Source organism: Cellulomonas sp. PhB150 (assembly GCF_003755175.1).
In the GTDB taxonomy this organism is placed as follows: domain Bacteria; phylum Actinomycetota; class Actinomycetes; order Actinomycetales; family Cellulomonadaceae; genus Cellulomonas.
This window is the reverse complement of record NZ_RKHX01000001.1, coordinates 485,174-510,587: the sequence shown is the minus strand read 5'-3', so window position 1 is coordinate 510,587 and position 25,414 is coordinate 485,174. Positions and strand designations below refer to the sequence as shown.

Below are 25,414 nucleotides of genomic sequence, written 5' to 3'. Positions count from 1 at the left end.
ACGAGGACGGAGACGCGATGGGACTGCTCGAGAGGATCGGCTCGCCGGCCGACGTCCGCGCGCTCACGCCGCGTCAGGTCGACGAGCTGGCGGGCGAGATCCGCACGTTCCTCGTCGAGTCCGTCTCGCGGACGGGTGGCCACCTGGGACCCAACCTCGGCGTCGTCGAGCTCACGATCGCGATGCACCGCGTGTTCGAGTCCCCGGCCGACACCTTCGTGTTCGACACCGGCCACCAGTCCTACGTGCACAAGCTGCTCACGGGCCGGCAGGACTTCAGCCAGCTGCGCCGGCGCGAGGGCCTCTCCGGCTACCCGAGCCGCTCGGAGTCCGAGCACGACGTCGTCGAGAACTCGCACGCCTCGACCGCGCTGTCCTGGGCCGACGGCATCGCCAAGGCCAACGAGCTGCAGGGCCGGGGCGACCGTTCGGTCGTGGCCGTCATCGGCGACGGCGCGCTGACGGGCGGCATGGCCTGGGAGGCGCTCAACAACATCGCCGACGGTCAGGACCGTCGCCTGGTCATCGTGGTGAACGACAACGGGCGCTCCTACGACCCGACGATCGGCGGCCTGGCCCACCACCTCGACACGCTGCGCACCACGCAGGGGTACGAGAACGTCCTGTCCTGGGGCAAGCGCACGCTGCGCCGCTCCGGCCCGCCGGGACGCGCCGCGTACGACGCGCTGCACGGCCTGAAGAAGGGCATCAAGGACGTCGTCGCCCCGCAGGGCATGTTCGAGGACCTCGGCCTGAAGTACGTCGGACCGGTCGACGGCCACGACGAGGCGGCCGTCGAGCGCGCGCTGCGCCGGGCGCGCACCTACGCGGGGCCGGTCATCGTGCACGTCATCACCGAGAAGGGCCGCGGGTACACCCCGGCCGAGCAGGACATCGCCGACCGCTTCCACGCGGTCGGCCAGATCCACCCCGAGACCGGCCTGCCGCTCGCGCCCTCGCGGTTCGGCTGGACGAGCGTGTTCGCCGACGAGATCGTGCGGATCGGCCGTCGGCGCAAGGACGTCGTCGCCATCACCGCGGCGATGCTGCAGCCTGTGGGTCTGGCGCCGTTCGCGGCCGAGTTCCCGGGGCGCGTGTTCGACGTCGGGATCGCCGAGCAGCACGCCGCCACCTCCGCCGCCGGCATGGCGTTCGGCGGCCTGCACCCCGTGGTCGCCGTGTACGCCACCTTCCTCAACCGGGCCTTCGACCAGGTCCTCATGGACGTCGCGCTGCACCGCGCTGGCGTCACGTTCGTGCTCGACCGCGCCGGTCTGACGGGTGACGACGGAGCGAGCCACAACGGCATGTGGGACATGGCGATGCTCGGCGTCGTGCCGGGCCTGCGCCTGGCGGCGCCGCGCGACGAGACGACGCTGCGCACCGCGCTGCGTGAGGCGGTCGACGTCGACGACGCCCCGACCGTCGTGCGCTACCCCAAGGGCGCGATGGGCGACCCGATCCCCGCGCTCGAGGAGGTCGACGGCGTCGACGTCCTGGCCCGCACCGGCTCCGGCGAGCGCGACGTGCTCGTCGTCGCCGTCGGCGCGATGGCCCCCACCGCGCTCGAGGTCGCCGACCTGCTCGCCGCGCACGGCCTGCGCGTCACCGTCGTCGACCCGCGCTGGGTCCTGCCCGTGGCCCCCGGCCTGGTCAAGCTCGTCGGCGAGCACGACCACGTCGTGACGATCGAGGACGGCGTGGTCGACGGCGGGATCGGCGCGATCGTCGCGCAGCGCACCCGCGAGGCCGGCATCGGGACGCCCGTGCAGTCGATCGGCATCCCGCGCGCGTTCCTCGACCACGCGACGCGCGACCAGCTCGTCGGCACGCTGCGCCTGCGGCCGGCGGACATCGCGCGCGACGTGCTGGGCGCGCTGGGGGCGAGCTAGGGCAGGGCCAGCCAGTCGTGGATCTCGACGTTGCCCCGCGTGCCACGGAAGTCGACGAACCCACGGAAATGCTTCGGCGCCTCGAACGTGCGGTGGTGCAGTCCCGCTGACGTGCCGCCGGCCCACACGTGGCCGATCTTCGTGCCGCCGGCATAGACGTCGAAGCTCCCCGCGCCCTTGCCACCGAGGAAGCCGACGCGGACCGCGTTCCCGCTCATGAAGTGCCACGAGCGCTTCGAGCCCATGGTGCAGGTCCTCGCCCGCTGGTGCTTGACGCCCGCGTCGCTCGGTCCGCAGTTGCTCGGCGCAAGCCCAGCGCCACGGATGGGCATGCTCGTGCAGCGCATGGTCGACCACGGGCCAACCGCGCCGCCAGCCTTCGCACGGAACCGGTAGCAGAGCGTCCCGCCCTCGACGACCTGCTTGCGGTAGGCATGCTTCGTCGACCATGTGCTCGCGCCGGACCAGCGGAACTTCTCGTTCTTGCCGCCGATGAACCAGCGCTCCTGGTACTGGACGCTCGCACCGGCCGCCGAGGTGCTGACGCGCACGACGACGTTGCGGCGGGGGTCGGGAACCGTGACCCCGGGCACCAGCTCCGCGAGCATCTTGCGCGGCAGGAACCGGGGACCGACGTCGACCGACGTGACCCGCGGACCGTCTGACGAGGCGGCGGCAGCGCTCAGGGGCACCATCGCACTGGTGGCGAGGGCGACGACGGTCGCGGCGGCGAGGACCGTGGAGCGGAGGCGGCGAGGCATGCCCAGACGATAGTGCGACGACACGCTCTGCGCGGGCGTTTTGGCTGCCGTGTGACCTGGCACTTCACACGACGTCCACGACCCGGGACCGAGGTCCCAAGACATCCCATCATTGCCTTCGTAAGTTCGAACTACCCCGTTCGAACGAAGGAGTACGAATGTCCACCACGGCAGTTCCGCAGCAGGTCGAGGCCACCATGCCCGCCGCTTGGGAAGGCTTCGTCGCAGGCCCGTGGGTCGACCACGTCGACGTGCGCGACTTCATCCAGCGCAACTACACGCCGTACCTCGGGGACTCCTCGTTCCTCGCCGGCCCGACGGTCCGCACCACCGCCCTGTGGGACCGCCTCGCGGCGATGTTCCCCGCCGAGCGCGAGAAGGGCGTCTACGACATCGACGCCACGACGCCGTCGACGATCACGTCGCACGCCCCCGGCTACATCGACGAGGCGAACGAGGTCGTCGTCGGGCTCCAGACCGACGCGCCGCTCAAGCGCGCGATCATGCCCAACGGTGGCTACCGGATGGTGCTGAACTCGCTCGAGACGTACGGCTACGAGGCCGACCCGATCGTCACGGAGATCTTCACCAAGTACCGCAAGACCCACAACGACGGCGTCTTCGACGTCTACCCGCCCGCCGTCCGCGCGGCGCGCAGCAGCCACATCATCACGGGCCTCCCGGACGCCTACGGCCGCGGCCGGATCATCGGCGACTACCGCCGCGTCGCGCTCTACGGCGTCGACGCGCTGATCGCCGCGAAGAAGCTCGAGCGCGCCGAGCTCGACATGGAGCGCTCGACCGAGGACGTCATCCGCGACCGCGAGGAGCTCGCGGAGCAGACGCGCGCGCTGGGCGAGCTCAAGACGATGGCCGCGTCCTACGGCTACGACATCTCGCTGCCCGCGACGACCGGCCGCGAGGCCGTGCAGTGGCTGTACTTCGGCTACCTGGCCGCCGTGAAGGAGCAGAACGGCGCCGCGATGTCGCTGGGTCGTACCTCGACGTTCCTCGACGTCTTCCTGCAGCGCGACATCGAGGCCGGCGTGCTCACCGAGGAGCAGGCGCAGGAGATCATCGACGACTTCGTCATCAAGCTGCGGATCGTGCGGTTCCTGCGCACGCCCGAGTACGACAACCTCTTCTCGGGCGACCCGACGTGGGTCACCGAGTCGCTCGCCGGCATCGGCGAGGACGGTCGCCCGCTGGTGACGCGCACCTCGTTCCGCTACCTGCAGACGTTGTACAACCTGGGCCCGGCCCCCGAGCCGAACATGACCGTGTTCTGGAGCGACAAGCTGCCGCAGGGGTTCAAGGACTACTGCGCGCAGGTCTCGATCGACACCTCCGCGGTGCAGTACGAGTCCGACGACCTCATCCGCGACTCCTGGGGCGACGACGCGGCCATCGCGTGCTGCGTGTCCCCGATGCGGGTCGGCAAGCAGATGCAGTTCTTCGGCGCGCGCGTGAACCTCGCCAAGACGCTCCTGTACGCCATCAACGGTGGTCGCGACGAGAACACCGGCAAGCAGATCGCGCCCGTGGGAGCGCCCGTCGAGGGCGAGGTCCTCGACTACGACGACGTCATGGCGAAGTTCGACACGATGATGGACTGGCTGGCCCAGACCTACGTCGACGCGCTCAACTGCGTGCACTACATGCACGACAAGTACGCCTACGAGCGCATCGAGATGGCCCTGCACGACCGCACGATCCTGCGCACCATGGCGTGCGGCATCGCCGGCCTCTCCGTCGTCGTCGACTCGCTGTCGGCCATCAAGTACGCCAAGGTCCGCGCGCTGCGCACGGCCGACGGCCTGGTCACGGAGTACGCGATCGAGGGCGACTTCCCGACGTACGGCAACGACGACGACCGCGCCGACGACATCGCGGTGTGGATCGTCAAGACGTTCATGGAGAAGATCCGCCGGTTCCCGACCTACCGCGACGCGACGCACACCCAGTCGGTGCTGACGATCACGTCGAACGTGGTCTACGGCAAGGCGACGGGCTCCACGCCCGACGGTCGCCGCTCCGGCGAGCCGTTCGCCCCCGGCGCCAACCCGATGAACGGGCGCGACACCCACGGGATGCTCGCCTCGGCGCTCTCCGTCGCGAAGCTCCCGTACTCCGAGGCGCAGGACGGCATCTCGCTGACCTCGTCCGTCGTACCTGCTGGTCTGGGTCGTACCCGCGACGAGCAGGTGACGAACCTCGTCGGCCTCCTGGACGCCTACACGCTGTCCAACGGCTACCACATGAACGTCAACGTGCTGAACCGCGAGACGCTCCTGGACGCCATGGAGCACCCGGAGAACTACCCCCAGCTCACCATCCGGGTCTCGGGCTACGCCGTGAACTTCGTGCGGCTGACCCGCGAGCAGCAGCTCGACGTGCTGTCGCGCACGTTCCACGGAGCGGTCTGAGATGACCACCACCGACGAGCGGCAGCCCGGCGCCCCCGTGGTGTCCCTCGGGATGCCGCTCGTCGGCGGCTCGCACGAGCGGACGCAGGGCCACGGCACGTCCGGGCTGGCGACCGCCGAGCCCGACGACCGCTCGGCCCGCCTCGCCGCGGTCCGGGCGGGAGACGTCGGCTCGGTGCACTCCTGGGAGCTGGTGACCGCGGTCGACGGACCGGGCACGCGGATGACCGTGTTCCTGTCCGGCTGCCCGCTGCGGTGCCTGTACTGCCACAACCCCGACACGATGGAGATGCGCCGCGGCACGGACGTCCCGGCCGACGAGCTGCTCGCCCGCATCTCGCGCTACCGCGGCGTGATGCAGGCGACCGGCGGCGGCCTGACGATCTCGGGCGGCGAGCCCCTCATGCAGCCGGCGTACGTGCGCCGGCTCCTGCGCGGCGCCCGCGCGATGGACATCCACACGGCGATCGACACGTCGGGCTACCTCGGCTCGCACCTGTCCGACGAGATGCTCGACGACGTCGACCTCGTGCTGCTCGACGTGAAGTCGGGCGACCCCGAGACCTACCGCCGCGTCACCGGCCGGGACCTGCAGCCGACGCTCGACTTCGGCCGCCGCCTGGCAGCGCGCGGCACGGAGATCTGGGTGCGGTTCGTGCTGGTCCCGGGGCTGACCGACGACGTCGACAACGCCGAGGCCGTCGCGTCCTACGTCGCGACACTGCCGACCGTGAGCCGCGTCGAGGTGCTGCCCTTCCACCAGATGGGCCGCGACAAGTGGTCCGAGCTGGGCCTGACCTACGAGCTCGAGGACACCCAGCCGCCGACTCCCGAGCTGGTCGAGCGCGTGCGCGACCAGTTCCGTGCGCGCGGGCTGACGGTCTACTGACGACGCACGAGCCTGGCCGCCCCGCGAGGGGACGGCCCGGCTCGGGTCGGACGGTCAGGCGGGGACGTTCGCGACCCCGTCGGGCAGGATGCGCCGGCCGAGCACGCGCTCGGAGTAGCCGGTGCGGTCCAGGTACGGCGTGATGCCGCCGAGGTGGAAGCCCCAGCCGGCGCCGAGGATCATGCAGAGGTCGATCTGCTGCGGTGTGGCCACGACACCCTCCTCGAGCATGTGGCCGACCTCGACGGTCAGGGCCGTGAGGACCGAGTCGAGCACGCCGGCCTCGTCGAGCGCACCCTCCCGGGGCTCGCCGAACACCGTCTGGATCGCGGGGTCGACGGGCTTGGGCAGCCCCTTGGCGGGCGCCGGGAGCACCACGCGCGTGCCATCGGCGACGAGCTTCTCGAGACCGGGGGAGCGCGGGAAGCGATCGCCCAGGTCCTCACGCAGCGACGTCAGCACGTGCAGCCCGACGGCGGGCCCGACCAGGTCGAACAGCTCGAACGGCGGCATCGGCAGGCCGAGGGGCCGCAGCGCACGGTCCGCGACCTCGACCGGCGTGCCGTTCTCGACGGCATCGACGATCACCCCGAGGAGCAGGACGAGCAGGCGGTTGACGACGAAGCCGGGGCGGTCGGCGACGAGCACGGCCGTCTTGCGCAGCTTCGCGGCGACCGCGAAGCCCGTGGCCAGCGCCTCGGCGGACGTGTGCTCCGCGTGGATCACCTCGACCAGCGGCATGGCCGCGACCGGGTTGAAGAAGTGCAGCCCGACGACGCGCTCGGGGTGCTGCAGGTCCGCCGCCATCGCGGTGATCGACAGCGCCGAGGTGTTCGTCGCGAGGACCGTCGTCGGCGAGACGATAGTCTCGAGCTCGGCGAACACACGCTTCTTCAGGTCGAGGATCTCGGTGACCGCCTCGATGACCAGGTCGCACGAGGCGAACTCGTGGATGTCCGTGGTGCCGTGGATCGACCCGAGCAGCCGCGCCGCGGTGCCCTCGGTCATCCGGCCGCTGGACGTGAGCCGCTCGACGGTGGAGCGCACGGCTCCCAGGCCGGCGGCGACCCGCTCGGAGTCGAGGTCTCGCATGACGACGGGCACGCCGAGCCGCTGCGCGAACAGCAGCGCGATCTGCGCAGCCATGAGCCCCGCGCCGACGATGCCGACGCGGGTCACCGGCTGCGCGAGCGACCGGTCGGGCGCACCGACCGGCTTCTTGCCGCCGGACACGAGCCCGAACGCGTAGACCGACGCGCGCATCTCGTCGCTCATGATCAGGTCCGCCAGCGCCACGTCCTCGGCCGCGAACGCCTCCTCGCGCGTCGCGGTGCGCGCAGCGGCGACCAGGTCGAGCGCGCGGTACGGCGCGGGGCGCGAGCCGTGGACGACCGCGTCCAGGCGCCGGCGGGCACCCGCGGCGACCGCGTCCCACGTGGCCTGGTCGTCGAGCTCGCGGCGCTCGACGACGACGTCGCCCGACAGCACGCGCGCGGCCCACCGGATCGACTCCTCGAGGAAGTCGGCCGCGTCGAGCACCGTGTCCATGAGACCGATCTCGGCGGCCTGCGCGGCGTTGAACGGCTTGTTCGTCGCGGGACGCGTGAGGATGACGTCGAGCGCCTTCTCGATGCCGACCAGGCGCGGCACGATGTACGCCCCGCCCCAGCCGGGCACGAGGCCCAGGCCGGTCTCGGGCAGCGCGAGCGCCCGGACGTCGGACGCGACCGTGCGGTAGTCGCAGTTGAGCGCGAGCTCGAGGCCGCCGCCCAGGGCGACGCCGTTGACGAACGCGAACGTCGGCACGCCCATCGTGTGCAGCAGCTCGTAGGCGGCATGGCCGCCCCGCCCGAGCGCGAGGGCCGCGTCGCGACCGGTGACCGAGGCGATCTGCGAGAGGTCGGCGCCGGCGGCGAGGAAGTACGGCTTGCCCGTCACGGCGACGGCCTGGACCTCGCCCGCGGCGACGCGCGCCTGCACGCCGGCGAGCGCCTCGTGCAGGGAGGCGATGCCGAGCGGGCCGAACGTCGTCGGCTTGGTGTGGTCGAGGCCGTTGTCGATCGTGACGAGGGCCAGGGTCCCGGCGCCGTCGGGCAGGACGACGTCGCGGACGAGGGCGCGCGAGACACGCTCGGCGCGGGGCTCAGGGGCCTCGGTGGGGGTGCTCTCGGTGCTCACAGGGCGCTCCCGTTGTCGTAGTCGGCGTGGTGCGGGTTCTCCCAGATGACGGTGCCGCCCTGGCCGAGGCCGACGCACATCGTCGTCAGGCCGTAGCGGACCTCGGGGTGCTCCTCGAAGTGGCGTGCGAGCTGCGTCATGAGGCGCACGCCGGACGAGGCCAGCGGGTGGCCGACGGCGATCGCGCCGCCGTACGGGTTCACGCGGGGGTCGTCGTCGGCGATGCCGTACGCGTCGAGGAAGGCGAGCACCTGGACCGCGAAGGCCTCGTTGATCTCGAAGAGGCCGATGTCCTCGATCGTCAGGCCCGCGCGGGACAGGGCGCGCTCGGTCGCCGGGACCGGGCCGATGCCCATGATCTCCGGCTCGACGCCGGCGTAGGCGAACGAGACGAGGCGCATGCGGGCCGGCAGGCCCAGCTCGGCCGCGGTGTCCTCGGCGGCGAGCAGGCACGAGGCGGCGCCGTCGGTCAGGGGAGCGGCGGTGCCGGCCGTCACGCGTCCGCCGGGACGGAACGGCGTCGGGAGCTTGCCGATGGCCTCGACGGTGGTGCCCGGGCGGGGCGGCTCGTCGGCCGTGGCCAGTCCCCAGCCCTGCTCGGGGTCGCGCAGCGCGACCGGCACGAGGTCCGGGTCGATCTTGCCCGCGGCGAGCGCGGCGGCGAACTTCGCCTGGCTGGCGGCGCCGTACGCGTCGGCACGCTCACGCGTCAGGGCGGGGAAGCGGTCGTGCAGGTTCTCGGCCGTGACGCCCATGTTGAGCGCGTCGGCGGCGACGAGCTGCTCGGACATGAAGCGGGGGTTCGGGTCCGCGTCGAAGCCCATCGGGTGGTGCCCCATGTGCTCCACCCCGCCGGCGAGCACGACGTCGGCGGCGCCGACCCCGATCGTGGCGGCCGTGCTCGTCACGGCGGTCATCGCGCCCGCGCACATGCGGTCGATCGCGTAGCCCGGCACGGTGCGCGGCAGGCCCGCGAGGACACCGACGGTGCGGCCCAGGGTCAGGCCCTGGTCGCCCTGCTGCGTCGTGGCCGCGATGGCGACCTCGTCGATCCGTGCGGGGTCGAGCGACGGGTGCCGGCGCAGGAGCTCGCGGATGGTCTTGACGGACAGGTCGTCGGCGCGCGTGTGCGCGTACAGGCCGTCCTTGCGGGCGCGGCCGAACGGGGTGCGCACCCCGTCGACGAAGACGACGCGACGGATCTGCGTCGCGGGAGATGCGGTCGGCATCGAGGCCTCCAGAGCGGGGGACAGCAGTGTCCTGCGGAACCGCGAGGTGCGGAGCCGCGAGGGCCGACGCTACCCGGGACCAAGGTCCTGCGCCAGCAGAAGTTACCGAAGAGTAACAACGAGTTCTGCGGGTATCGGGCAGTCTCAGGAAAGTGCCGCGGCCAGGCCCGGGGTGACGAGCTCGACCTGCCAGGCGCGCGCGCCCCCGGCGGTGAGCGTCGCGGCGATGGACTCGGCGTCCAGGGGGCTCGGCGGGCTCCAGCACAGCCGACGCAGCAGGTCGGGCTGCAGGAGGTTCTCGGTCGGCACGTGGTGCTCGTCGGACAGCGCCGTGATGACCTCGCGCGCGGCGGTCAGCCGGTCGGCGGCGGCCGGGTCGCGGTCGGCCCAGGCCCGCGGTGGCGGGGGAGCGTCCGTCTTGGGCCCGCGCACCGAGGGCAGGTCGGACTCGGGCACGGCCAGGCCACGGTCGATCGCGGCCTGCCACAGGGGCGCCCGCCGTCGCGTGCCCTTGCCCGAGAAGGCGGGCAGGTCGGTGAGCTGGGGGACCGAGCGGGGCAGGGCCTGGGCGGCGGCGACGATCGCGGAGTCGGGCAGCACCCGGCCCGGGGAGATGTCGCGCTGGCGCGCGTTCTGGTCGCGCGTGGTCCACAGCTCGCGGACCACGGCCAGCCGACGGGCGTCGCGGATCGTGTGCAGCCCGGAGACGCGGCGCCAGGGCTCGACCCGCGGCGGGGGCGGCGGCGCGGTGCGCACGGCCTCGAACTCCTGCGCGGCCCACTCGGCCTTGCCGGCGACGGCGAGGCGCTCGGCGAGCACCTCACGGACCTCGACGAGCACCTCGACGTCGAGCGCGGCGTAGCGCAACCACTCGCTGGGCAGCGGGCGCGTCGACCAGTCGACCGCCGAGTGCTCCTTGGCCAGCCCGAGGCCGAGCGTGTCGGCCACGACCGCGGCCAGGCCTACCCGGTCGAGGCCGAGCAGGCGCGCACCGAGCTCGGTGTCGAACACGCGGCTCGGGTGCATGCCCTGCTCTGCGAGACCCGGCAGGTCCTGCGACGCGGCGTGCAGCACCCACTCGACTCCGACGAGCGCCTCGGACAGCGCGGACAGGTCCGGCACGGCGATCGGGTCGATCAGCGCGGTGCCCGCACCCTCGCGGCGGAGCTGGACCAGGTAGGTGCGCTGCCCGTACCGGTAGCCGGACGCGCGCTCCGCGTCGACGGCCACGGGTCCGGTACCGGCGCCGAACGCCTCGACGACCGCGGCCAGGGCCTCGGCCGTCTCGACGACGGGCGGGATGCCGTCAGCGGGCTCGGTGAGCGGCGTGACGACGGGCTCCGCAGTGGCGTCGTCGCCGGCGGTGGCGTCGAGGTCCTCGGGCGTCATGGGTTCCACGGTAGGCGAGATATCGCGTGCGTCCCCGCAGGCGCGAGGCGTGGGCGCCCGCCAATCCGTGAGGCGTGCGTCTCAGCCCGTCGGCCGGGGGCCGGTCAGTCGAGGATGCCGCTGCGGATCGAGATCGCGACGAGCTCCGCGCGGTCACCCGTGCCGAACTTGCGCGAGATCCGTGCGAGGTGGCTCTTGACGGTCAGCGCGGACAGGCCGAGGTCCTCGCCGATGAGCCGGTTGCTGCGGCCGTCGGCGACGAGTGCGAGGACGCTGACCTCCCGCGCGGTGAGCTCGGGGAGCTCGGCGGGCGGGGGCGGCGGCGCGGGGACGCGGACCAGGCTCGGTGCGGTGGCGCTCGCGACGGCACCGCGCAGGCCACCGGCCAGCAGGACGCCCAGCTCCGGGCGGCTCGCGCGCCGGGTCAGGACGACGACGCGGTGGCTGCCGCGGCGGCGCAGGTTGGTGACGAGGGCCGAGCCGTCGCCGTCGGCGACCTCGGCGACCACGACGCACATCTGGTGCCCCACCGGGCGCGCAGGTGCCACGGCACGCAGCGTGCCGGGCCGGCGGACGGCCTCGCGGCGCAGGGGTTCGATGCTCACAGGTCCGTCATCGGCAGGAGACGGGCACGACTTGAGTGCGCGGTGGATCCGCGGATCAGTGCCGCGGAGCGAGCGAGACGACCCCGTCGGGCAGCGGCGGCAGACCGGCCGCCGCGCACAGGAGAGCGCCCCACGCCTGCAGGTGCGGTGCGAGGTCCTCGTCGGCCGCGGTCCACGACGCCCGGATCTCGAGCTCGGTCTGCTCCGAGCGCACGTCCAGCGACCCGAAGCTCTGCGAGAGCACCCGGGTCACCGTGCCACCGGCCGCGAGCGGGTCGAGGTCGGCCGACGCGAGCGCGTCGGTGAACCAGGACCAGGCGACCTCGCCGAGCATGGGGTCGCTGCCGACCTCGGCCTCGAGGGTCGCGCGTACGAGGGTGACGAGCCGGAAGTTGCCCTCCCACGCCTCGTGGCCCGCCGGGTCGAACAGCACGACGAAGCGTCCCGACGCGAGCTCCGCGGCAGACACCGATCGACGCTCCGTGCGGACCTCGGCGGTCAGCGCTGCCGAGAACGGGGCGATCCTCGCGGGACCGGGGACCTCGTCGAGGATGACCTCGGGCCGCAGCGTCACGGCACGCAGCGAACGCAGCGAGCGGACGAACTCAGCAGGCACGTCCTGCGAACCGGCGGGGGTCACGGTCTGGAGCGTACGGGCGGGCGGGTGCCGTCTTGCGGTCCGGCACGCCGCGTTGCGCCGCGGGCGGGAGCACTACGCTGAACGGGCACCCAGCACCCGGCCAGCGCCTCTGCCTCGAGCAGACGTCGAGCGCGCGGCCGACGAATCGAAGGAGCACCCCGCGCATGGTCGACTCAGCAGCCGGATCGTCGGTTGGAACAGCGCAGATCGGCGTCACCGGACTGGCCGTCATGGGCCGCAACCTCGCCCGCAACTTCGCGCGCAACGGGTTCACGGTCGCGATCCACAACCGCTCGTACGCCAAGACCGCCTCGCTGGTCGAGGAGCACGGCGACGAGGGCACGTTCGTCCCGTCGGAGTCCGTCGAGGACTTCGTCGCCTCGCTCGAGCGGCCGCGCAAGGTCGTCATCATGGTCAAGGCGGGCGACCCGACCGACGCCGTGATCGACGAGCTGGTGCCGTTCCTCGAGAAGGGCGACATCGTCGTCGACGCGGGCAACGCGCACTTCCCGGACACGATCCGCCGCGAGAACGCGCTGAGCGCCAAGGGGCTGCACTTCGTCGGCTCGGGCGTCTCGGGCGGCGAGGAGGGTGCGCTGCTCGGCCCCTCGATCATGCCCGGCGGCACCGCGAAGTCGTACGAGAGCCTCGGCCCGATCCTCGAGAAGATCTCCGCCAAGGTCGACGGCGTGCCGTGCTGCACCTATGTGGGACCCGACGGCGCCGGCCACTTCGTCAAGATGGTGCACAACGGCATCGAGTACGCCGACATGCAGCTCATCGCCGAGGCGTACGACCTGCTCAAGCAGGGCCTGGGCGCGTCCGCGGCCGAGATCGGCCAGATCTTCGCCGAGTGGAACACGGGCGACCTCGAGTCGTTCCTCATCGAGATCACCGCCGACGTCCTGCAGCACGTCGATGCGAGGACGGGCTCCGCGTTCGTCGACATCGTGCTCGACCAGGCCGAGCAGAAGGGCACCGGCCGCTGGACGGTGCAGAACGGGCTCGACCTGGGCGTCCCGATCACCGGCATCGCCGAGGCCACGTTCGCCCGTGCGCTGTCGGGCGGCGTCCCCCAGCGCGAGGCGGCGGTCGGCACCCTGCAGGCGCACACCACGCCCTGGGACGTCACCGACCGCGACGCGTTCGTCGAGGACGTCCGGCTCGCGCTCTACGCGTCCAAGGTCGTCGCGTACTCGCAGGGCTTCGACCAGATCGCCGCGGCCTCCGAGCAGTTCGGCTGGAACATCGACCGCGGCGCCATGGCCCGCATCTGGCGCGGCGGCTGCATCATCCGTGCCCGGTTCCTCAACCGCATCACCGAGGCGTACGAGCGCGACGCGAACCTGCCGCTGCTGCTGGCCGACGAGTACTTCACGGGCGCGGTCGGCAACGGCGTCGAGGCGTGGCGCCGGATCGTCTCGGGTGCCGCGCTGCACGGCGTGCCGACGCCGGCGTTCTCCTCGTCGCTCGCGTACTACGACGGTGTGCGGGCCGAGCGTCTGCCCGCCGCGCTGATCCAGGCGCAGCGCGACTTCTTCGGGGCGCACACCTACCGCCGCACGGACGTCGAGGGCACGTTCCACACCGGGTGGTCGGGCGACCGCAGCGAGCAGGACGCGTGACGCAGCCGGCCGACGGGCTGCGGGGCGTCCCCCTGCAGCCCGTCATCCTCGGCGCCGACATCGGCGTCTACGCCCTCGCCCGCTCCTTCCACGAGGCCTACGGGCTGACCTCGATCGTGGTCGCGGGAGCGGCCCTCGGGCCGGTCGCGCACTCGGCGATCGTCGAGCACGAGATCGTGGCCGACGGGCACGACCCGCGCCAGCTCGTCGACCGTCTGCTCGAGATCGCCGCACGTCTGCCGGAACGGCGCCTCGTGCTCATGGCGAACTCGGACTGGCTGGTGCGCATGGTCGTCGAGCACCGCGAGGAGCTCGAGCCGTTCTACGTCGTGCCGTTCCTGTCCGCCGACCTGCTCGCGCGGATCTCGGACAAGGCCACGTTCGCCGAGATCTGCGACGAGCTCGACATCTCGGTGCCGCGCACCCTGGTCCAGACGTTCGGAGACGGCTCGCCCGACGTCGTCGTCGACCTGGAGTACCCGCTGATCGCGAAGGCGGCCAGCAGCGCGGACTACCAGGACGTCGAGTTCGCGGGCAAGAAGAAGGTCTTCGAGATCGCCTCGCCCGACGAGCTCACGTGGCTCTGGGGTGCGCTGCGCGGGGCCGGCTTCCGGGGACGGTTCGTCGTCCAGGAGCTCGTGCCGGGCGACGACACCCAGATGCGCTCGGTCACGGCGTACGTCGACAGCCGCGGCGAGATCACGCTGCTGTGCTCGGCGCACGTGCTCCTCGAGGAGCACACGCCGTCCGGCCTGGGCAACCCGGCCGCGATGTTCACCTACCGCGACGACGAGATGCTCGCGCAGGCGCGCCGCTTCCTCGCCGAGACCGGCTACCGGGGCTTCGCCAACTTCGACGTCAAGGTCGACCCGCGCACGGGGGCGTTCCGCTTCTTCGAGGTGAACCCGCGGATCGGGCGGAACAACTACTACGTCACGGCGGCGGGTGCGAACCCGATGCGGTTCCTCGTCGACGACCACGTGCACGGCCTTGCGGTCGAGCCGGTCGTCGTCGAGAAGAGCGTGCTCTACGCCGTGGTGCCGCACCGCCTGCTGCTGCGCTACGTGCGCGACCCGGAGCTCGCGGCCCAGGTGCGCGGCCTGATCCGCGCCAAGGCCACGGCGCACCCGCTGCGCTACCGGCGTGACCGGTCGCCGCGTCGGCAGGCGTACGTGCTCGCGGCCCTGGTCAACCAGGTCCGCAAGTTCCGGCGCTACTACCCGGAGGTCACGAGCACCGGGTTCTGAGCATGACGAAGGGGCAGCCCCGAGAACGGGGCCGCCCCTTCGCGCACGGTCAGCCGAGCTCGGACGTGCCCGAGTACAGGTGCAGCACGGGGACCTGGAGCTCGTCGCGCGCGCGGCTGGCCCAGTCGCGGTGGAACGTGTCCGACCAGGCGTGCGGGTAGGTCACCACGGCGATCTCGCGGACCTCGCCGGTGGCCACGGCGGCACGCAGGGCGGGCAGCGGGTCGTCGGCGACGACCTCGCCGGTCGCCTCGCGGCCGGCGGCGGCGAACTCCGCGAGCGTCGCGGCGAGCTGCTCGTCGGCAGTCGCCTTGGCCTCGGGGACGCTCGGCTCCTTGCCGCGCAGGCGGTCGAACGCCTCGCCCAGCTCGCCGAGGCCGAGGTTGTCGACGACCGTCGCGAGCAGCGGGCGCTCGGAGTCGGCGGGAACCAGGACGCGGTAGGCCAGCACCTCGCCCTCGTGCAGGGCGAGCAGGTGCTCGATGTCGGCGGTGGCCAGGGTGTCCTCTGCGAGGACCAGGATCGTGTCGGTCACGCGACGAGCCTAACCACTGTCACTCACCGCGCTCGCCACCGTCCCAGGAGGACGCCGTCGGCGTGCAGCAGGTGCACCGGGACCAGGGGCCGGGCGGGGTCGAGCCACGGCCCGTCGCCGAGGATCCGCGGTGCGGGTCCGCCGACGAGCAGGGGGCTCCAGGTCAGGCAGAGCTCGTCGACGAGACCCTGCGCGACCAGCTGCGCGAGCAGCCCGGGGCCGCCCTCGGCGAGCACCCGGCCCAGGCCGAGCGCGGCGAGCGACTCGAGGGCGGCGGCGAGGTCGACGCGGCCGTCGGTGCCGTGTGCGAGGACATGGTCCGCACCGACGCGCGCGCGCAACGCATCGAGCGGCGCATCGGCGGTGGTCACGAGAAACGGCGGCCGTTCCGCGTCGAGCAGGACATCGGGAAGGTCGCCGCGAGCCGTGACGATGGCCAGCTCGATCCGCGGCGGCAGCCCGAGCCGGTCCCGCGCGCGGGCGAGCCCCACCGGGACGTCGAGCGCCCGGTAGCCCTCGTCGCGCGCAGTCCCCGCCCCGACCAGCACCACCTCCGCCTGCGCACGCAGGGCCCGGAACACGCGCAGGTCGGCCGGACCGTTGATCGACGCGGTGACACCGTCGGCGCCCGTGCCGGCGCCGTCGAGCGTGGCGACCATGTTGGCCCGCACGAGGCGGGCGGGGGACGGGCCGAACAGGGCGAGCAGGTCCGCCTCGTCGTCCCGCGGCTCGAGGCGCTGACCTGCGCGATCGAGCGGCAGCAGGACGTCCAGCGCGGGGGAGTCGGTCACGCGCTCACGCTAGCCCGTCTGCCGTCGGCAGATCCGCTGCGGGCAGACCGGGGGGTCGGGAGGGCTCGCCCGGTGCGACGGTCGAAGCACCCGACCCCAGGAGCACCCCATGCCCAGCACGCAGGCACCGCAACGACCGTTCGACGACGACCTCTCGACCCGGCTGCTCCACCAGCGCATCGTCGTGCTCGGCCAGGAGGTCGACGACCCCGTGGCCAACCGCATCTGCGCGCAGCTGCTCCTCCTCTCGGCCGAGGACCCCCGCCGCGACATCGCGCTGTACATCAACTCCCCGGGCGGCTCGGTGAGCGCGGCCCTCGCGATGTACGACACGATCCGGCTCATCCCGAACGACGTCTCGACGCTGGCCATGGGTCTGGCGGCCAGCTCCGCGCAGTTCCTGCTGAGCGCCGGCACGCCCGGCAAGCGGTTCGCGCTGCGGCACGCGCGGGTGCTCATGCACCAGCCGTCCGGCGGCATCGGCGGCACGGCCGTCGACATCGCCATCCAGGCCCAGAACATGGCGCACGTGAAGCGCACCATGCAGGAGCTGACCGCGCAGCACACGGGCCAGAGCGTCGAGACGATCGAGCGCGACGCCGACCGCGACCGCTGGTTCACGGCGCCCGAGGCGCTCGCCTACGGGTTCGTGGACAAGGTCGTCGAGCACCTCGACGACGTCCGCCCCGACGGCACGCGGAGGGCAGGGCTGTGAGCAGCTACACGATCCCCGTCGTCGTCGAGCAGCGGCCGCAGGGCGAGCGGGCGTCCGACGTCTACTCGCGCCTGCTCGGCGACCGGATCATCTTCCTGGGCACCGAGATCGACGACGGCGTGGCCAACGTGGTGATCGCCCAGCTGCTGCACCTGGCCTCCGAGAGCCAGGAGTCGCCGATCCACCTCTACATCAACTCGCCCGGCGGCTCGATCACCGCGCTGCTGGCCGTCTACGACACGATCCAGTACATCAAGCCCCCTGTCGCGACCTTCTGCCTGGGGCAGGCCGCGTCGGCCGCCGCGGTCCTGCTCGCGGCCGGCGCGCCCGGCAACCGGCACGTGCTCGAGCACTCCCGGGTGCTGCTGCACCAGCCCTCGGGCGGCGGCGAGGGCACGGCCGCGGACCTGGAGATCCAGGCGCGCGAGATCCTGCGCCTGCGCGAGCAGGTCGAGCAGGTGCTGAGCCGGCACACGGGCCAGAGCGTCGAGAAGCTCCGCCACGACACCGACCGCGACCTGATCCTCACGGCGGAGCAGGCCGTCGCCTACGGCCTCGCGGACGCGGTGGTCTCGACGCTCAAGGGCCTGCCGTGATCAGGCGGCGAGCAGCAGGGCCGTCCCCGCCGCCTGCTCGGCCCGTACGAGGGGCGCGGGAGCCGCGGTGAGGTCGACGACGATGCGCCCCTCGGCCTCGGCCAGCTGCGCGTGCGCGGCGCCGACGAGGTCCACGAGCCGCATCCCCAGCGCCCGGCAGATCGCGACGAGCACCTCCGAGGACGCCTCCTTGCGGCCGCGCTCGACCTCGGAGAGGTAGGCGAGCGAGACGCGGGCGTCGGTCGCCACGTCGCGCAGCGTCCGGCCCTGCTCCTCGCGGCGCGAGCGCAGGATCGCCCCGACCAGGCGGCGCAGCAGCGGCTCGACGTGCGTGGCCGGGACGGCCGTCAGGTGCGAGGTCATGGTCGCCACGCTAACCCCGGGCCGGGTGCCCGCGGGAGACGTCGCGTTCTGCCGTCAGCGGACGGGCGCGAGCACGTCGGCGAGGGCCGCGACGTCGCCGACGACCACCACGGCGGGGTTCCCGACGCCGCGCGCGAGCGCGACCTGGGCGATCGTCGCGAGCGTGCCCCGCGTGGTCCGCTGGCCCGGGAGCGTGCCGTTCTCGACCACCGCAACGGGCGTGCCGGGGTCGCGGCCGTTCTCGATCAGGGCGGCGGCGTGGCCGGCGAGCTGCGCGACCCCCATGAGCAGCACGAGCGTGCCGTCGAGCCGCGCGAGCGTCTCCCAGTCCGGGGCGGCGTCGTGCGCGGAAAGGATGGTCACCTGGCGGGACACGCCGCGGTGCGTGACGGGGATGCTGGCGGCGCCCGGCACCGCGATCGCGCTGGTCACGCCGGGGACGACCTCGACCGTGACGCCGGCCTCGAGGCACGCGGCGAGCTCCTCGCCCCCGCGGCCGAGCACGAACGGGTCCCCGCCCTTGAGCCGCACGACCCGCAGCCCCGCCTGGGCGCGCTCGACCAGCACGGCGTTGATCTGCGTCTGGGTCAGCGTGTGCGCGTGCGGCGACTTGCCCGCCTCGATGACCTCCACGGTCGGGTCGAGCTCGGCGAGCAGCGCGCGCGGGGCGAGCCGGTCGACGACCACGACGTCCGCCTCGGCCAGGGCACGCCGGCCGCGCGTCGTGATGAGCCCGGGGTCGCCGGGACCGCCGCCGACGAGCGTGACGTGCCCGGTGCCCGCCCGGTGCCTTCGCACGGGCAGCGCGCCGGTGTCGAGCAGGAGGGCGATCGCGGACCGCAGCGCGGCTGCGCGACGCGGGTCGCCGCCGGCCGTCACGGCGATGGCGACGTCGCCGGAGCGCGCCACGGCCGGGGTCCAGGCGCTCGAGGCCGACGCGTCGTCGGCCCGCACGCACCACAGGCGCGCGCGCTCGGCGTCCGCCGCGACCGCGTCGTCGACCGTCCGGTCACCGGTCGCCGTGTGCACGAGCCACGCGCCGTCGAGGTCGGTCGTCAGGTAGTCGCGGGCCACCCAGCTCGCGCGCCCATCGTCGACGAGCTCGCGCAGGTCCTCGCAGATCGCCGGGGCGACCACCAGCACCCGCGCTCCGTCGTCGACCAGGCGCGCCGCCCGCCGCGCGGCGACGGGCCCGCCGCCGACCACGACGACGAGCCGACCGGCCAGGTCGAGCCAGAGCGGGTGCCGGTCGGTCATATGCCGGCCCCGGCCAACCAGTCGTTCTCGTCGGCGGGCGCATCGACCACGAGGCGGTCGAGCAGGGTCGCGCCGATCATGCCGGCGGCGAGCGTGGAGCCGTCCACGGGATCGACCACGAGGAAGCCGCCCGTGCGGCGGTGCGAGGCGTACTCGTCGAGCGCGACCGGCTCTGCCAGTCGCAGCTTGACCCGGCCGATCGCGTTGAGCGCGAGCGCCTGCGGCGACGCGTCCGAGGACGTGTCGGTCGCATCGACCGCGTGCAGGGTGTCCACGCCGTGCCACTGCTCGACGGTGAGGCTCTCGACGTCGAGCCGGGCGTTGACCTCGCGCAGCAGCGCGCGGACGGTGCGGGTGCCCACGCGGACCAGCACACGCTGGCCGAGCACCGAGCGACGTTCTGCGAGCCAGCACACGGTGCCCTCGAGGTCCTGACCGACGAGCGTGTCGGACCCGGCGGGCACGAGCAGGTCCCCGCGCGAGATGTCCACGTCGTCGGCGAGCCGGAGCGTGACCGACAGCGGTGCGTGCGCCTCGTCGAGCGGACCGTCGAACGTGTCGATCCCGACGACCGTGCTCGACTTGCCCGACGGGAGCACCGTGACCTCGTCGCCCACCCGGACGACGCCGGACGCGATCCGGCCGGCGTACCCGCGGTAGTCGGGGTGCTCCGCGTTGCGCGGCCGGATGACCACCTGCACGGGGAACCGGAAGTCCTCGGTGCGCGGGTCGCGCAGCACCGGGACGGCCTCGAGGTGCTCGAGCAGCGTCGGCCCGGTGTACCAGGGTGTGCGCGACGAGCGGTCGACGACGTTGTCGCCGTCGAGCGCGGACAGCGGCACGGCGACCACGTCGGTCAGCCCGAGGCCCGCCGCGTACTGCGTGAAGTCGGACGCGATGGCGTCGAACACCGCCTGGTCGAAGCCGACGAGGTCCATCTTGTTCACGGCGAGCACCACGTGCGGGACGCCCAGCAGCGCGGTGATCGTCGCGTGCCGACGGGTCTGCTCGAGCACGCCCTTGCGCGCGTCGACGAGCACGATCGCGAGCTCGGCCGTGGAGGCGCCCGTGACCATGTTCCGCGTGTACTGCACGTGCCCGGGGGTGTCGGCGAGGACGAAGGCGCGCGTGGCGGTCGAGAAGTACCGGTACGCGACGTCGATCGTGATGCCCTGCTCGCGCTCGGCGCGCAGGCCGTCGGTGAGCAGCGCGAGGTCGACCTGACCGCCGCCGCGCGCCGCGGTGGCGGCCTCGACGGCGGAGAGCTGGTCGGCGAGCACCGACTTGGTGTCGTAGAGCATCCGGCCGATCAGCGTGGACTTGCCGTCGTCGACGGAGCCGGCGGTGGCCAGGCGCAGCAGGTCACGCTGCGAGTGGTTCGTCGGTTGGTCACCCATCAGAAGTAGCCCTCACGCTTGCGGTCCTCCATGGCGGCCTCGGAGGCCCGGTCGTCTGCGCGCGTGGCGCCGCGCTCGGTCAGGCGGCTGGCGCCGACCTCGGCGATGACGTCGGCGACGGTCGTCGCGATCGACTCCACGGCGCCCGTGCAGCTCATGTCGCCGACGGTCCGGTAGCGGACCGTGCGGGTCTCGAGCGTCTCGGTCGGGCGCGGGCCGCCCCAGTCGCCCGGCGCGAGCCACATGCCGTCGCGCAGGAAGACCTCGCGGTCGTGCGAGTAGTAGATGTCCGGCAGCGGGATGTCCTCGCGCTCGATGTAGCGCCAGACGTCGAGCTCCGTCCAGTTGCTCAGCGGGAACACGCGCACGTGCTCGCCGAGCTTGTGGCGCCCGTTGTACAGGTCCCACAGCTCGGGTCGCTGGCGGCGGGGGTCCCACTGGCCGAACTCGTCGCGCAGGGAGAACATCCGCTCCTTGGCGCGCGCCTTCTCCTCGTCGCGGCGGCCGCCGCCGAACACGGCGTCGAACCGGTGGGAGGCGATGCCGTCGAGCAGGGGGATGGTCTGCAGCGGGTTGCGCGAGCCGTCGGCCCGCTCGGCGACGCGGCCGTCGTCGATGGCGTCCTGCACGGAGGCGACGACGAGCCGCAGGCCGTGCTGCTCGACGACGGCGTCGCGGTAGGCGATCACCTCGGGGAAGTTGTGCCCCGTGTCGACGTGCATGAGCGTGAACGGCACGGGCGCCGGCCAGAAGGCCTTGCGCGCCAGGTGCAGCATGACGATCGAGTCCTTGCCGCCGCTGAACAGCAGCCCGGGACGCTCGAACTCGCCGGCGACCTCGCGCATCACGTGGATGGCCTCGGACTCCAGCACGTCCAGCTGGGTCGGGGTGGTGGTGATCGCCGTCATGTGTGCAGACCGCATTCCGTCTTGGAGGTACCCGACCAGCGCCCGGAGCGCGCGTCCTCGCCCGGCGCGACCGCCCGGGTGCAGGGCTCGCACCCGATCGACGCGTAGCCGACCTGGCGCAGCGGGTTGAGGACCACGTTGTTGGCCTCGACGTACGCGTCGACGTCGTCCTGCGTCCAGGCGGCCAGCGGGTTGAGCTTGACCTTGCCGCGCTTCTCGTCCCAGCCGACGACGGTGATGTCGGTCCGGGTCGGGGCGTCCTCGCGGCGCATGCCCGTGACCCACGCCGTGTACGGCGCGAGCCCGCGCTCGAGGGGCTCGACCTTGCGCATCGCGCAGCACAGGTTGGGGTCGCGGTCGTGCAGCCGCGGACCGTGCTCGGCGTCCTGCTGCGCGACGGTGGTCAGCGGCAGGATGGTGCGCAGCGAGATGTTCGTGAAGTCCGCGTAGTAGTCGCGCGTCCCCAGCGTCTCGGCGAAGTGGTAGCCCGTGTCGAGGAAGATCACGTCGATGCCCGGGGCGGCCTCGGCGGCCATGTGCACGAGGATCTCGTCACCCATCGAGGACGCGACCACCAGGTCGGACCCGAACGTGCGCGCGGCCCACGCGAGGATCTCGACCGGGTGCGCGCCCTCGAGGTCGCGGCCGGCCTGCTCGGCGAGCGTCCGCAGGTCCGCGGTGCCCAGCTCGGTGGCGGTGATCGTCATGACGTACCCCTCGTTCCCACGTAGCGCAGACCGAAGACCCGGGTGCACGAGCGGCACTCCCACTCGCCGTGCTTCTCGCCCGCGGGGAACAGGTCCTCGCTGGCGCAGAACGGGCAGTAGTACGGCACCGCGCGCTGGCCGGACTCGCTCATCGCAGGTCCTCCTCAGCCGCGCGCTGCGTCCACTGGGCGAACAGCTCGCCCTCGGTGCGCTGCTCGTCGAACCGGCGCGTGACGCGCTCGATGTAGTCGGGCAGCTCCTCGGCAGGAACGCGCAGACCGCGCAGGGTCTTCCCGAGGCCGCTCGTCAGCCCGAGCCCGCCGCCGAGGTGCACCTGGTAGCCGTCCTCGCCACCGGCGAGCGCACCCTTGAGGCCGATGTCGGCGGTCTGGATGCGCGCGCAGGAGTTGGGGCAGCCGTTGAGGTTGATCGTGATCGGCTGGTCGAAGGTCGGCAGGCGGTTCTCGAGCTCACCGATCAGGTGGGTCGCGCGTGCCTTGGTCTCGACGATCGCCAGCTTGCAGAACTCGATGCCGGTGCAGGCCATCGTGCCGCGGCGGAACGTGGAGGCCGCGCGGACGGCGAGCCCGAGGTCCTCGAGCCCCTCGACGAGCGGGTCCACCGCGTCGGCGGCCACGTCGAGCACGACGAGCTTCTGCTCGACGGTCAGGCGCAGCCGGTCGGACCCGGCGGCGGCCATCAGGTCGGCGAGGTCCGTGAGCATCGGGCCGGAGATGCGCCCGACGGTCGGTGCGACGCCCACGTAGAACTGGCCGTCGGCCTGCGGGTGGACGCCCACGTGGTCGCGGCGGCCCGTCGGAGGCGGGGGCGGCTCGGGGCCGTCGGACAGCGCGAAGCCGAGGTACTCGGTCTCGAGCACCTGCCGGAACAGCTCGGGGCCCCAGTCGGCGACGAGGAACTTCAGGCGCGCGCGGGTCCGCAGCCGTCGGTAGCCGTAGTCGCGGAAGATGCCGACCACGCCGACCCACACGTCGGGGATCTGCTCGAGCGTGACGAACGCGCCCAGGCGCACGCCCAGCTTGGGGTTGGTGGACAGACCGCCGCCGACCCACAGGTCGAAGCCGGGTCCGAGCTCGGGGTGCACGACGCCGACGAACGCGACGTCGTTGATCTCGTGCGCGACGTCGTGGTGCGGCGAGCCGCTGATCGCGGTCTTGAACTTGCGCGGCAGGTTGGAGAACCGCGGGTCGCCGATGAAGTTGTCGACGATGTGCCGCACGGCGGGCGTGCCGTCGATGATCTCGTCGGCCGCGACGCCGGCCACGGGGGAGCCGAGCACGACACGCGGGGTGTCGCCGCAGGCCTCCTGCGTGGACAGGCCGACGGCCTCCAGCCGGCGCCAGATCTCGGGCACGTCCTCGATGCGGATCCAGTGCAGCTGGATGTTCTGCCGGTCCGTGATGTCGGCCGTGTCCCGGCCGAACTCGCGGGAGATGTCCGCGATGACGCGCAGCTGCTCGAGGCTCAGGGCGCCGCCGTCGCAGCGGACGCGGAGCATGAAGTACTCGTCGTCCAGCTCGTGCGGCTCGAGCGTGGCGGTCTTGCCGCCGTCGATGCCGGGCTTGCGCTGCGTGTACAGCCCCCACCAGCGCATCCGGCCGCGCAGGTCCTCGGGCGCGATCGAGGCGAAGCCCTCGCGGGAGTAGACCTCCTCGATGCGGGCGCGCACGTTGAGGCCGTCGTCGTCCTGCTTGAACTGCTCGTTGCCGTTGAGGGCCTCGCGCTGGTCGAAGGCCCACTGGCCCTCGTTGCGGGCGGCGGGTGGGGCGATCCGGGTCTGCGCCATGTGGCGCTACCTCCGAGGTGGTTCGTGGACGTGCGGCTGCACCCAGCCCCCGGCGATGGGGGGCTTGCATCGGGCACAGACCGCGCACCCGGGGTGGGGGGACGGGGCGAGGTCAGTTGCTCCGCGGACAGCAGCACATCTGCATGCTCGTCATGGCGGGGGCGGCGGTCATGGCACAACAGTGCCGACGCGCGGTGACGAACCCCGACGAGATCACCGGACGAGAGTGTCATGCGTCGCGCGAACGGGCGAACATGCTTCCGTATCGTGAGACGTGCTGGTCGACATGTGGACTTCGGTCCCGCAGGTGTGCGGGGCCGACCGACGGTCGTGCGATGTGACCTCGCTCGCACGGCCCCGGGGTGCCCGGTGCGCCGACGTAGGCTGGTCGATCGTGACTTCCACGCGCGAGCCCCTGGCCGCGGACCCCGCTGCCGGACCGGTACGCCAGGGCGCCCTCGTCGGCCGCCGCCCGTCCGTGCCGACGGAGCGTCTCCTGGCCGAGCTCGTCCCCCCGCGGCACTTCGCCGACGCCTCGTTCGACTCCTACGTCCCCGACGCCGGCTTCCCGACGCAGGCGGCCTCGGTCGCCCGGCTGCGCAAGGCCGCGGACCAGATCGCGGGCGGCGGCAAGGGGCTGTTCCGCCGTCGTGCCGAGCCGGTGGCGGTCTACCTCGACGGCGGGTTCGGCGTCGGCAAGACCCACCTGCTCACGTCGCTCGCGCACGCCGTGGGCGACGCCGCGTACGGCACGTTCGTCGAGTACACCAACCTCGTCGGCGCGCTCGGCTTCCTGCCGACCGTCGAGGCACTGGCCACCCGCAGGCTCGTCTGCATCGACGAGTTCGAGCTGGACGACCCGGGCGACACGGTCCTCATGTCGCGCCTGCTGCGCGAGCTCGCCGACCGCGGCGTCGCCCTCGCGGCCACGTCGAACACGCTGCCGGGCTCGCTGGGCGAGGGGCGGTTCGCGGCCGACGACTTCCTCCGTGAGATCCAGGCGCTCGCGTCGCGGTTCGAGGTCCTGCGCGTGGACGGCGAGGACTACCGGCACCGCTCGCTCGTCACCGACGCCGACGGGCTGCCCGAGGACGTCGTGGTCGCGGCGACGGCGACCCGCCCGGACGCGACGCTCGACGACTTCTCCGCCCTCCTCGACCACCTCGCCACGGTCCACCCGAGCCGGTACGGCGCCCTGCTGGACGGCGTCGGGCTCGTCGGGCTGACCGGCGTGCACGCCGTGCCGACGCAGGACGTGGCCCTGCGCCTCGTCGTGCTCGTGGACCGCCTCTACGACCGCGACGTGCCCGTGCTGCTGGGCGGCGCGGGGGAGCGCGAGCTGTTCTCGGCCGAGATGCTGGCCGGCGGCTACCGCAAGAAGTACTACCGCGCGCTGTCCCGCCTGGGCTCGCTCGCCGCGGACGGCTCGGCCCTGCTCGGCTGAGTCCTCACTGGTG

The 25,414-nt window shown here is 72.9% G+C and carries 23 protein-coding genes; 8 read left to right on the top strand and 15 right to left on the bottom strand.

Going from position 1 to position 25,414, the window contains the following annotated elements; translation table 11 throughout:
* Window positions 1-17 precede the first annotated feature (17 nt).
* Window positions 18-1,892: a 1-deoxy-D-xylulose-5-phosphate synthase gene (gene dxs / locus EDF34_RS02445; RefSeq protein WP_123369772.1), complete on the top strand. Its 1,875-nt coding sequence runs from the start codon at window positions 18-20 to the stop codon at window positions 1,890-1,892.
* On the opposite strand, the gene EDF34_RS02440 is transcribed toward dxs, so the two are convergent.
* A complete protein-coding gene (locus EDF34_RS02440; RefSeq protein WP_123369771.1) occupies window positions 1,889-2,653 on the bottom strand; it encodes a hypothetical protein in 765 nt (254 codons plus the stop codon). The two genes, dxs and EDF34_RS02440, sit on opposite strands and share 4 nt — an antisense overlap.
* Before the next feature lie 158 nt (window positions 2,654-2,811).
* Between EDF34_RS02440 and pflB the strand changes: the two genes are divergently transcribed.
* Window positions 2,812-5,079, top strand: coding sequence for a formate C-acetyltransferase (pflB, locus tag EDF34_RS02435; protein WP_123369770.1), 2,268 nt, complete (start codon window positions 2,812-2,814; stop codon window positions 5,077-5,079).
* Between the two features lies 1 nt (window position 5,080).
* A complete protein-coding gene (pflA, locus tag EDF34_RS02430; RefSeq protein ID WP_123369769.1) occupies window positions 5,081-5,968 on the top strand; it encodes a pyruvate formate-lyase-activating protein in 888 nt (295 codons plus the stop codon).
* A 54-nt stretch (window positions 5,969-6,022) separates the two neighbouring features.
* Here pflA and EDF34_RS02425 read toward each other — a convergent pair whose 3' ends face one another.
* From EDF34_RS02425 to EDF34_RS02405, 5 genes are all read right to left on the bottom strand, one after another.
* Window positions 6,023-8,146: a 3-hydroxyacyl-CoA dehydrogenase NAD-binding domain-containing protein gene (locus tag EDF34_RS02425; protein WP_123369768.1), complete on the bottom strand. Its 2,124-nt coding sequence runs from the start codon at window positions 8,144-8,146 to the stop codon at window positions 6,023-6,025.
* Entirely contained in the window at window positions 8,143-9,375 is a 1,233-nt protein-coding gene (locus EDF34_RS02420; protein ID WP_123369767.1) for a thiolase family protein, read from the bottom strand. Before EDF34_RS02420 ends, EDF34_RS02425 begins: the two co-directional genes overlap by 4 nt.
* 144 nt (window positions 9,376-9,519) lie before the next feature.
* Window positions 9,520-10,764 carry a ribonuclease D gene (locus EDF34_RS02415; protein ID WP_123369766.1) on the bottom strand — a complete coding sequence of 415 codons (1,245 nt, stop codon included), beginning with the start codon at window positions 10,762-10,764 and terminating at the stop codon, window positions 9,520-9,522.
* Window positions 10,765-10,868: 104 nt separating this feature from the next.
* Window positions 10,869-11,369: a LuxR C-terminal-related transcriptional regulator gene (locus tag EDF34_RS02410; RefSeq protein ID WP_233575142.1), complete on the bottom strand. Its 501-nt coding sequence runs from the start codon at window positions 11,367-11,369 to the stop codon at window positions 10,869-10,871.
* Between the two features lie 55 nt (window positions 11,370-11,424).
* Window positions 11,425-12,009 carry a DUF3000 domain-containing protein gene (locus EDF34_RS02405; RefSeq protein WP_123369765.1) on the bottom strand — a complete coding sequence of 195 codons (585 nt, stop codon included), beginning with the start codon at window positions 12,007-12,009 and terminating at the stop codon, window positions 11,425-11,427.
* Between the two features lie 164 nt (window positions 12,010-12,173).
* Between EDF34_RS02405 and gndA the strand changes: the two genes are divergently transcribed.
* Together gndA and EDF34_RS02395 are read left to right on the top strand one after the other, a co-directional pair.
* A complete protein-coding gene (gndA, locus tag EDF34_RS02400; RefSeq protein ID WP_123369764.1) occupies window positions 12,174-13,634 on the top strand; it encodes an NADP-dependent phosphogluconate dehydrogenase in 1,461 nt (486 codons plus the stop codon).
* Window positions 13,631-14,881 (top strand): hypothetical protein, encoded by a 1,251-nt coding sequence (locus EDF34_RS02395; protein WP_123369763.1) that lies wholly within the window; start codon window positions 13,631-13,633, stop codon window positions 14,879-14,881. Before gndA ends, EDF34_RS02395 begins: the two co-directional genes overlap by 4 nt.
* Before the next feature lie 49 nt (window positions 14,882-14,930).
* Here EDF34_RS02395 and EDF34_RS02390 read toward each other — a convergent pair whose 3' ends face one another.
* Together EDF34_RS02390 and EDF34_RS02385 are read right to left on the bottom strand one after the other, a co-directional pair.
* Window positions 14,931-15,416, bottom strand: coding sequence for a hypothetical protein (locus EDF34_RS02390; RefSeq protein ID WP_123369762.1), 486 nt, complete (start codon window positions 15,414-15,416; stop codon window positions 14,931-14,933).
* Window positions 15,417-15,439: 23 nt separating this feature from the next.
* On the bottom strand, window positions 15,440-16,207 hold the full coding sequence (locus EDF34_RS02385; RefSeq protein ID WP_123369761.1) for a dihydrofolate reductase family protein: 768 nt from the start codon (window positions 16,205-16,207) through the stop codon (window positions 15,440-15,442).
* A gap of 109 nt (window positions 16,208-16,316) precedes the next feature.
* Between EDF34_RS02385 and EDF34_RS02380 the strand changes: the two genes are divergently transcribed.
* The gene (locus EDF34_RS02380; RefSeq protein ID WP_123369760.1) at window positions 16,317-16,922 is read left to right on the top strand and encodes a ClpP family protease; all 606 of its coding nucleotides are present in this window, start codon (window positions 16,317-16,319) and stop codon (window positions 16,920-16,922) included.
* Window positions 16,919-17,518 carry a ClpP family protease gene (locus tag EDF34_RS02375; RefSeq protein WP_123369759.1) on the top strand — a complete coding sequence of 200 codons (600 nt, stop codon included), beginning with the start codon at window positions 16,919-16,921 and terminating at the stop codon, window positions 17,516-17,518. Before EDF34_RS02380 ends, EDF34_RS02375 begins: the two co-directional genes overlap by 4 nt.
* Here the strand turns inward: EDF34_RS02375 and EDF34_RS02370 are convergent, their stop codons facing one another.
* Genes EDF34_RS02370 through EDF34_RS02345 form a run of 7 tightly spaced genes read right to left on the bottom strand, consistent with a single transcriptional unit; the run spans window position 17,519 to window position 23,957 of the window.
* Window positions 17,519-17,881 (bottom strand): helix-turn-helix domain-containing protein, encoded by a 363-nt coding sequence (locus EDF34_RS02370; RefSeq protein WP_123370622.1) that lies wholly within the window; start codon window positions 17,879-17,881, stop codon window positions 17,519-17,521.
* A 54-nt stretch (window positions 17,882-17,935) separates the two neighbouring features.
* The gene (cobA, locus tag EDF34_RS02365) at window positions 17,936-19,138 is read right to left on the bottom strand and encodes a uroporphyrinogen-III C-methyltransferase (protein WP_123369758.1); all 1,203 of its coding nucleotides are present in this window, start codon (window positions 19,136-19,138) and stop codon (window positions 17,936-17,938) included.
* A complete protein-coding gene (locus EDF34_RS02360) occupies window positions 19,135-20,535 on the bottom strand; it encodes a sulfate adenylyltransferase subunit 1 (RefSeq protein WP_123369757.1) in 1,401 nt (466 codons plus the stop codon). Before EDF34_RS02360 ends, cobA begins: the two co-directional genes overlap by 4 nt.
* Window positions 20,535-21,443, bottom strand: a complete 909-nt coding sequence (gene cysD, locus EDF34_RS02355; RefSeq protein WP_233575141.1) for a sulfate adenylyltransferase subunit CysD — start codon at window positions 21,441-21,443, stop codon at window positions 20,535-20,537. The genes EDF34_RS02360 and cysD overlap by 1 nt, the downstream gene beginning before the upstream one ends.
* The gene (locus EDF34_RS02350) at window positions 21,440-22,150 is read right to left on the bottom strand and encodes a phosphoadenylyl-sulfate reductase (protein WP_123369755.1); all 711 of its coding nucleotides are present in this window, start codon (window positions 22,148-22,150) and stop codon (window positions 21,440-21,442) included. The genes cysD and EDF34_RS02350 overlap by 4 nt, the downstream gene beginning before the upstream one ends.
* Window positions 22,147-22,302, bottom strand: a complete 156-nt coding sequence (locus tag EDF34_RS17620) for a hypothetical protein (protein ID WP_199737606.1) — start codon at window positions 22,300-22,302, stop codon at window positions 22,147-22,149. The genes EDF34_RS02350 and EDF34_RS17620 overlap by 4 nt, the downstream gene beginning before the upstream one ends.
* Window positions 22,299-23,957, bottom strand: a complete 1,659-nt coding sequence (locus tag EDF34_RS02345) for a nitrite/sulfite reductase (RefSeq protein WP_123369754.1) — start codon at window positions 23,955-23,957, stop codon at window positions 22,299-22,301. The genes EDF34_RS17620 and EDF34_RS02345 overlap by 4 nt, the downstream gene beginning before the upstream one ends.
* Before the next feature lie 394 nt (window positions 23,958-24,351).
* Between EDF34_RS02345 and zapE the strand changes: the two genes are divergently transcribed.
* The gene (gene zapE / locus EDF34_RS02340; RefSeq protein WP_370450019.1) at window positions 24,352-25,401 is read left to right on the top strand and encodes a cell division protein ZapE; all 1,050 of its coding nucleotides are present in this window, start codon (window positions 24,352-24,354) and stop codon (window positions 25,399-25,401) included.
* Window positions 25,402-25,414: the final 13 nt, after the last annotated feature.

Coding starts and splice junctions, on each gene's coding strand:
- EDF34_RS17620 (WP_199737606.1), bottom strand. CDS start 22,302: ATGAGCGAGTCCGGCCAGCGCGCGGTGCCGTACTACTGCCCGTTCTGC.
- EDF34_RS02360 (WP_123369757.1), bottom strand. CDS start 20,535: ATGGGTGACCAACCGACGAACCACTCGCAGCGTGACCTGCTGCGCCTG.
- cobA (WP_123369758.1), bottom strand. CDS start 19,138: ATGACCGACCGGCACCCGCTCTGGCTCGACCTGGCCGGTCGGCTCGTC.
- gndA (WP_123369764.1), top strand. CDS start 12,174: ATGGTCGACTCAGCAGCCGGATCGTCGGTTGGAACAGCGCAGATCGGC.
- EDF34_RS02420 (WP_123369767.1), bottom strand. CDS start 9,375: ATGCCGACCGCATCTCCCGCGACGCAGATCCGTCGCGTCGTCTTCGTC.
- EDF34_RS02440 (WP_123369771.1), bottom strand. CDS start 2,653: ATGCCTCGCCGCCTCCGCTCCACGGTCCTCGCCGCCGCGACCGTCGTC.
- EDF34_RS02345 (WP_123369754.1), bottom strand. CDS start 23,957: ATGGCGCAGACCCGGATCGCCCCACCCGCCGCCCGCAACGAGGGCCAG.
- pflA (WP_123369769.1), top strand. CDS start 5,081: ATGACCACCACCGACGAGCGGCAGCCCGGCGCCCCCGTGGTGTCCCTC.
- cysD (WP_233575141.1), bottom strand. CDS start 21,443: ATGACGGCGATCACCACCACCCCGACCCAGCTGGACGTGCTGGAGTCC.
- pflB (WP_123369770.1), top strand. CDS start 2,812: ATGTCCACCACGGCAGTTCCGCAGCAGGTCGAGGCCACCATGCCCGCC.
- dxs (WP_123369772.1), top strand. CDS start 18: ATGGGACTGCTCGAGAGGATCGGCTCGCCGGCCGACGTCCGCGCGCTC.
- EDF34_RS02350 (WP_123369755.1), bottom strand. CDS start 22,150: ATGACGATCACCGCCACCGAGCTGGGCACCGCGGACCTGCGGACGCTC.
- EDF34_RS02370 (WP_123370622.1), bottom strand. CDS start 17,881: ATGACCTCGCACCTGACGGCCGTCCCGGCCACGCACGTCGAGCCGCTG.
- EDF34_RS02380 (WP_123369760.1), top strand. CDS start 16,317: ATGCCCAGCACGCAGGCACCGCAACGACCGTTCGACGACGACCTCTCG.
- EDF34_RS02415 (WP_123369766.1), bottom strand. CDS start 10,764: ATGACGCCCGAGGACCTCGACGCCACCGCCGGCGACGACGCCACTGCG.